We start from the raw sequence: 2,648 nt of genomic DNA, 5'->3' as shown, positions 1-2,648 counted from the left end.
AGGCAGACGCGGCCGGGCGCGGGGCCCGGTTGCAACAGCCACGCCGGCACGCTGGCCGGCGCGGTCTGACGGACAGCGGATTACTTGATGTTGGCCAGCTTCAGGCTGGACGGCGAGCTGACTTCGATTTCCGCGCGCGAGGCGTCGCGCTGGATCTTGCCGATCACGCATACGGTCTTGCCTTCCAGGGTTTCCAGCGGGAAGGAGAACTTGCCGCGGTTCTCGCCGGCGATGCGTGCCGAGAAGGTGTGGCGCGGGAAGGCGCCGCCCATGTACAGGAAGGTCGGCTGGCCTTCGGAACCTTCTGCGAAGCGGGCCTTTTCGACCTTGCCGCAGACCATGCCGTCCTTGCCGACGGCGCGCGGTGCCATCTCCGGCGGAATCATCTCGGCCGACTGCGCGAAGGCGGAGGAAGCGGTGGTGGCCAGGACGGCAGCCGAAACGAACGCAAGCAGGGACTTCATCGGGGTGATTCTCCGGGGATGGTGATGGTGGATCCGGCCTTGGCGCGTTCCTGCGCGACCGGCTTCTTTCCCCCTATCGGCGTGGATGAGGGGAACTGAAGGGCTGCGYAACAGAAACGTGAAGAAGGTCCGTTTGTTCAGGCGGCAGCGTCTTCGACGACGTTGGTCTGGCCCATGTCGGCGCTGTCCAGCAGGGTTTCGATGTCCAGCAGGATCAGCATGCGATCGTCGTGGGTGCCGATGCCGGAGATGAAGCGGGTGTCGACGGCGGCGCCGAATTCCGGGGTCGGGCGGATCTGCTCGGCCGACAGCGGGATGACGTCGGAGACGCTGTCGACCACGATGCCGACCACGCGGTCTTCCACGTTGAGCACGATCATCACGGTGAAGGCGTCGTAGCGGGCGTCTTCCAGGCGCAGCTTCAGGCGCAGGTCGATCACTGGCACGATGGTGCCGCGCAGGTTGATGACACCCTTGATGTAATCCGGCGCGTCGGGGACGCGGGTGACGGCGTCGTAGCCGCGGATTTCCTGCACCTTGAGGATGTCCACGCCGTAGTGCTCGGCGCCGAGGGTGAAGCTGAGGAATTCGCCATCGGCGCCGGCGGCGGAGCTGTTCTTGTCGTTCATCGAGGGGTCCTGGTTCTGCCGGAAGTGCCGGTGTCAGGCTCGATATCGGCCCCTGGGTGGGGGACTTTAGGCATCTGGTAGTGCCGGCCGCTGGCCGGCAGCTCCTGCATCCACGCATGGCGTGGATCTACCGGGGAGGCATGCATCCACGCATGGCGTGGATCTACTGGCACCGGTATCCACGCGGTTTCGAGGTTGCCGGCCAGCGGCCGGCACTACCCGCCGTGGGGATGTCAGAGCTCGCCGTTGCGGCGTGCCTTGCGCTGGCGGTCGATGCGGAAGATGTAGCGCTGGATGGCGCTGTCGCCACCGCGCGGCAGGTCGTCGAAGCGCATGCCGACGCGCTTGACCTCGGTGCCGTTGGGCAGGCGTTGCGGCAGCAGGTTGCAGACCACCAGTTCGATCTGCAGGTCTGGGCCATCGGGCATCGACAGCTGCGCGCGGTAGCGCTGTTGCAGGCCGAAGATCGCGCAATCTACGGGCACGGTCACCGCCAGGCCGCCGCCACTGATGTCCACCACCCGCATCGACAGCGCTTCGGCCTGGGCCTCGCCCGGCGGCAGCAGCAGGTGCGGTGAATCGGTGATGGGGGTCTCCAGCCGGTACAGTTCGCGTCGCTGCAGATGCACCAGCTCCTCGGGGAACGGTGCCCGGAAGGYGACGTGGCCTTCGTTGTCCACGCGTTGCAGTTCGTGCAGGCGGAAACGCACCATCACTCGTTCCAGCTGGGCGAAGCAGAGCAGGTGGTCGGCCTGTTCTGCGGCGCGGTTGGAGGCTTCCTGCGGGCTGCCATCGAGCAGCAGCACGTCATCGTCCTCGTCCAGGTCCAACAGGGCGGTGGGGAAGGAGCGATCGCGGCCGTCGATATGGGCGTTGATCAGTGATCGCTGCTCGATCAGTGAGCGCAGCAGCTGCCGCACCTGGCGGGGGTTGCGGACCAGAAAGCGATCGTCCGCGGCATCGGCCGCATGGACTTCGGGCAGTGCAGTGTCGTGGCCGTCGGACATGGAATCTGTGGTCAGGGGCGGGCGCCGACGCGTGTGGGCGCGTGGCTCGAAAGAGGTATCGGCTGCGTTGCGGATTTATGTAGCACCGAACGCACTCGGTTGCTCCGTTGTGCCATGCCYGCGGCGGTCGGGCAAGCGTGGTGCCCGGGCCGGGCGTGGCCCGGCGCTGCCTTTCCGCTGACGGGGTGGCGCGCGGCCACCCCGATGCTGCGATCAGAACTCCTGCCAGTCGCCGTCGCCGGCCAGGGCCGGCTGCGCAACGGGCTTGCGCACGCGCGCAGGTGCGGCGATGGATGCGGGCGCCGCCTTGCGCGGAGCACTGCTGGCCACGGCCATGGCTGCGCGCGGTATCGCATTGCCCGCGCTCGGTGCGGCCAGGCGGAAGCGTGCGACGGCCTCGCCCAGCTGCGCGGCCTGGTCTTCCATCGCCCGCGCTGCGGCGGTGGCTTCTTCCACCAGCGCGGCGTTCTGCTGGGTGGTTTCGTCCATCTGCACCACGGTCTGGTTGACCTGCTCGATGCCGGCCGACTGTTCCTGCGAGGCGGCGG

3 protein-coding genes and 1 pseudogene are annotated in these 2,648 nt (G+C 67.6%); all 4 read right to left on the bottom strand.

From position 1 onward, the window contains the following. Window positions 1-80: 80 nt before the first annotated feature. The gene (locus AB4Y84_RS18865) at window positions 81-464 is read right to left on the bottom strand and encodes a hypothetical protein (RefSeq protein ID WP_025878966.1); all 384 of its coding nucleotides are present in this window, start codon (window positions 462-464) and stop codon (window positions 81-83) included. 137 nt (window positions 465-601) lie between these two features. After that, entirely contained in the window at window positions 602-1,093 is a 492-nt protein-coding gene (locus AB4Y84_RS18860; RefSeq protein WP_025878967.1) for a chemotaxis protein CheW, read from the bottom strand. A 233-nt stretch (window positions 1,094-1,326) separates the two neighbouring features. After that, a complete protein-coding gene (locus AB4Y84_RS18855; RefSeq protein WP_442250652.1) occupies window positions 1,327-2,100 on the bottom strand; it encodes a flagellar brake protein in 774 nt (257 codons plus the stop codon). Window positions 2,101-2,313: 213 nt separating this feature from the next. After that, window positions 2,314-2,648 (bottom strand): annotated as a pseudogene (locus AB4Y84_RS18850) (methyl-accepting chemotaxis protein); the annotation flags it as partial.

This window comes from Stenotrophomonas sp. 2YAF22 (assembly GCF_052114665.1).
Classification (GTDB): domain Bacteria; phylum Pseudomonadota; class Gammaproteobacteria; order Xanthomonadales; family Xanthomonadaceae; genus Stenotrophomonas; species Stenotrophomonas indicatrix.
The sequence above is the reverse complement of the archived record's forward strand: the minus strand, read 5'-3'. Positions and strand labels throughout refer to the sequence as shown.